This window comes from Planomonospora algeriensis (assembly GCF_977012225.1).
In genome coordinates this window covers 1-3,785 of record NZ_CDRNDK010000544.1, presented here as the reverse complement: position 1 = coordinate 3,785, position 3,785 = coordinate 1, and the positions used below count along the sequence as shown (strand labels likewise).

Annotated in this window: 4 protein-coding genes; 2 read left to right on the top strand and 2 right to left on the bottom strand. The window is 72.0% G+C overall.

Annotation, left to right across the window (positions count from 1 at the left end; genetic code table 11):
- Window positions 1–158: 158 nt before the first annotated feature.
- Window positions 159–695: a PadR family transcriptional regulator gene (locus ACWJ6R_RS32100; protein ID WP_449065813.1), complete on the bottom strand. Its 537-nt coding sequence runs from the start codon at window positions 693–695 to the stop codon at window positions 159–161.
- A 110-nt stretch (window positions 696–805) separates the two neighbouring features.
- Here ACWJ6R_RS32100 and ACWJ6R_RS32095 point away from each other — a divergent pair, with 110 nt between their 5' ends.
- Together ACWJ6R_RS32095 and ACWJ6R_RS32090 are read left to right on the top strand one after the other, a co-directional pair.
- A complete protein-coding gene (locus ACWJ6R_RS32095) occupies window positions 806–2,080 on the top strand; it encodes a serine hydrolase domain-containing protein (protein ID WP_449065812.1) in 1,275 nt (424 codons plus the stop codon).
- Between the two features lie 80 nt (window positions 2,081–2,160).
- Window positions 2,161–2,949, top strand: coding sequence for an ATP-binding protein (locus tag ACWJ6R_RS32090; RefSeq protein WP_449065811.1), 789 nt, complete (start codon window positions 2,161–2,163; stop codon window positions 2,947–2,949).
- Window positions 2,950–3,060: 111 nt separating this feature from the next.
- On the opposite strand, the gene ACWJ6R_RS32085 is transcribed toward ACWJ6R_RS32090, so the two are convergent.
- The coding region (locus tag ACWJ6R_RS32085) for a neutral zinc metallopeptidase (protein ID WP_449065810.1) at window positions 3,061–3,785 on the bottom strand (725 nt) is incomplete at its 5' end.

Below are 3,785 nucleotides of genomic sequence, written 5' to 3'. Positions count from 1 at the left end.
CACCCGCCGCCCGCACGCCGGGTCCGGCGGACACCGCCGCCTGCCGTGCCCGCCGTACGCTCCACCGCCCGCACGCCGGGTCCGGCGAACACCGTCGCCGCGGCCAGCCCGGCCGCGGCGAGCACCCGAATCAGGACTTCCCCCGGTCTGCTGCGCATTCAGCCATCATGCCCCGGCAGCAGCTCGCGCAGGCGGCGCAGGAGGCGCTCGTCGGCGTCGAGGATCTCGGCGGCGTTGTCGAACAGGGCGGCGGCCAGCGGGGAGATCCCCGCCTTCAGCGCGCGGCCCCGCTCGTTGTACGCCCTGGCCTCCGCCAGCTCGGCCTCCGCCTCCGCCAGCCGGGCCAGGACCTCCTCCCGGGGGAGCAGATGGATCCAGGTCGCGGCCAGGGCCAGGGCCGACCGCACCCCGTGCGGCGGCCGGCCGAGGGTATCGAGCAGCAGGCGGTTCAGCTCGGCGCGCCCCTCCTCGGTGATCGCGTAGATCTTCCGCAGCCGGTCGCCCGTCCGCTCCTCGGCCTCGGCCCGGACCAGGCCGTCCTTCTCCAGCTTGTTGAGCGCGTAGTAGACCGAACCGGGCAGGACGGGCGTCCACCGGTCGAGTTCTCCCTCCACGGTGAGCTGGGTGATCTCGTATCCGTGCATGGGCCGCTGCTGGAGCAGCCCGAGCACGAGCATGCGCGCGCTGGAGGACAACCGCACTCCCTGGGCGTGGATCCGGACCGCGAATATTCAAAGTTGACTATAGCGACCCGCCATGTCCTAATAGTCAACGTTGAATAATCATTGTTGACTAAGGAGAGGGCATGAACTGGCGCACCTCGGCGCGCATGGACGCACTGGTGAAGGCCTACACCCGGCTCGGCCGCTTCAGCGGGTCGGTGCTGGTCGCCCGGGGCGACCGGGTGATCCTGTCCAGGGGGTACGGCCTGGCCAGCCACGAGCACGGCGTGCCGAACACCCCGCGGACGGCCTTCCGGATCGGATCACAGACCAAGACCTTCACCGCGATCGCGATCCTCCGGCTCCAGGAGCGGGGCGTGCTCGACGTCGCGCAGTCCCTGGAGACGGTCCTGCCCGGCTACCCCGGCGGCGACCGCGTCACCCTCCACCACCTGCTGACCAACACCTCCGGCATCCCCGACTACATCACCACCGAGGGCTTCACCTGGACCATGGGCCTGCCCCGGACCCCCGACGAACTGATCGCGGGCTTCCGGGACCGGCCGCCGCTCTTCGCCCCCGGCGAGCGGATGAGCTACAGCAACTCCGGCTGGGTCCTCCTCGGCGCGGTGATCGAACGGATCACCGGCCGGTCGTACGGCGACCACGTCCGGAGCGAGATCCTCACCCCGCTCGGCATGGAGCGCAGCGGGGTCGGCGCGCCCGGCGACGTCCTCGCCGGCCACGCCGACGGCTACATGTCCCAGGACGGGCGGGTCGTCCGCACGCCGTACCTCGACAACTCCAACCAGTACGCCGCCGGGGCGCTGCACTCGACCACCGAGGACCTGTTCCGGTGCGTCCGCGGCCTGTGCACCGGGAAGGTGCTCGGCCCCCGGGCGCTGCGGCTGCTGGTCACCCCGCAGGTGGACGGCTACGCCTACGGCTGCGCGGCGGCCGGCGGGCGCGTGGAGAGCTCCGGCGGGACCATCGGCTACGTGAGCGTCACCGCGCACCACCCCGCCGACGACCTGACGGTCGTCGTGCTGTCGAACTTCGAGAACGCCGCCTACGCCGAGATCGAGACGGCGCTGACGGCGATCGCGCGGGGCGAGCCGTACGAGATGCCGAGCGCGCGGGTCTTCGTCCCGGCGGACCCGACCGCCTTCGACGCCTGCACGGGCCGCTACGAGTGCGCGTTCATGGGGCGGACCTCGGTCATCGAGGTGACGCGCGAGGGAGAGAGCCTGATGGTCGAGGTCCACGGGCTGAAGAAGACCGAGTTGCGGCCGATGTCGCGCACCCGTTACTTCGCCCGGATGAAGGGCGAGGTCGAGCTCACCTTCGTCGGCGAGCCGGCCCACGAGATCGCCATGCTCTGGAGCGGCCACGACGTCACCGCCCGCCGCATCGCCTGACCTCCCGCGACGGCCCGGCCCTGGTCACTCGCGGCCTTTACTCCGACGCCCCCTCCTCCCGCGAGGAGTTCGACGACTGGGTGGTCAGGACCGTGCTCAATCCCATGGTCCCGATCTTCCGGGAGGCCCGCTACCTCCTCGCCGAAGAGACCGACATCCGCGATCCCGCGCTATACCACGCCGTGCTCGGAGCCATCGCCTCCGGGCACAACACCCGCGGCGGGATCGCAGGCTACCTCGGACGGCCCTCCACTCATATCGGCCATCCCCTGACCGTGCTGGAGGACAGCCGCCTGATCACCCGCGAGCAGGACGCGTTCGCCTCCGGCAGGTCCGTCTACCGGATCACGGAGCCTCTCATCACGTTCTACGAGAGCGTCATGCGACGCACCTGGAGCTTCCTGGAACGAGGCCTCGCCGAGCAGGCGTGGGCCGCGTCCCGCAGCGGCTTCCTCTCCCAGGTGGTCGGCCCTCACTTCGAGGAGTTGTGCCGGGAGTTCACCATCCGGAGCAGTCTGGAGCTGTTCGGCGAACTTCCGTCACAGGTGAGCTCCGGGGCCGTGACCGACCCCTCCAGCAGGAAGTCGATCCAGGTGGACGTCGCCGCCCTCGCCTCCGGCGAACCGGGCAGGCCCGCCCGGCTCCTCGCCCTGGGTGAGGCGAAATGGGGCAAGGTCATGGGCTTGCGCCACCTCGACCGGCTCCGCAGAGCGCGGGACCTGCTGGCGGTCAGGAAGTACGACGCGGAGGGCACCCGGCTGATCTGCTACAGCGGAGCCGGATTCGACGACGACCTCCGTACGGCCGCGGCGGCCGACGACAGGATCGTCCTCGTCGACCTGCCACGCCTGTACGGGCAGGTGCCCTGAGCGGGCCGCCGGACCGGCTCAGCGTGTGATCGACGTGGCGGGCACCGGCCCGGAAGGGGCCGCGGCGGCCGGGCCGGGCCGGCTCCATCGCGGGACGCCGCGTTCCGCGGGTCAGGAGACCCTGGACGGCGGGGCGCTCCAGGTGTCGCAGGCGGCCGGGGAGACCGTGCGGAGGCCGCGCTCGAACCAGCGGACCCGGTTGGCGCCGGTGCCGTGGGAGCGGTACTCGGGATCGTCGCCCCTGGCCCGGAGCGCGTCGGACAGCGCCTCCCAGTCCCGCCCGGTGCGCGCCAGCGAGTGCCGTACGCCGCCCAGGAACACGCCCGCCAGGCAGTCCGCCTGCAGCTCGTAGCGGCGCCTGAGCTCGGCCCCCTTGGAGTCTCCGCTGCGCCCGGCCAGGACCTCGTAGGCGCGTCTGACACCGGTGAGGCTCTGCAGGTGGTGGCCGTACTCGTGGGCCGCCGTCCGCAGGGGGTACAGGTCGGTCCGGTCCTCGATCCACATGCCGGTGAGCGGGAACACCAGCGTGGCCCGCTCGACGCAGTAGAGGGCGCCCACGTGGGGGTTCTTCACCCCGCACACGTACTCCGGGAGCTCCTCGTAGAAGCGCACCGCGGGTTTGCGGAACTTCAGCCCGGCCCGGGAGAAATGCGCGGACCAGGCCCGGTCCAGGCACTTCACGGCCGCCGCCAGGTACTCGCGCGTGCGGGGGATCCCGCCCTCGGTGATCGGCGGCTCCGGGCACGACGCGGCCGCCAGCCTGCCGGTCCTCGCGAACGGGTTCCGCACCGGCGCGCTCTCCGCGGCCGCACTTCCCCCGGCCGGAGCGACCTGCG

Bases quoted from the DNA above. Each gene is read 5' to 3' on its own strand.
- ACWJ6R_RS32095 (WP_449065812.1), top strand. From the start codon at position 806: ATGAACTGGCGCACCTCGGCGCGCATGGACGCACTGGTGAAGGCCTAC.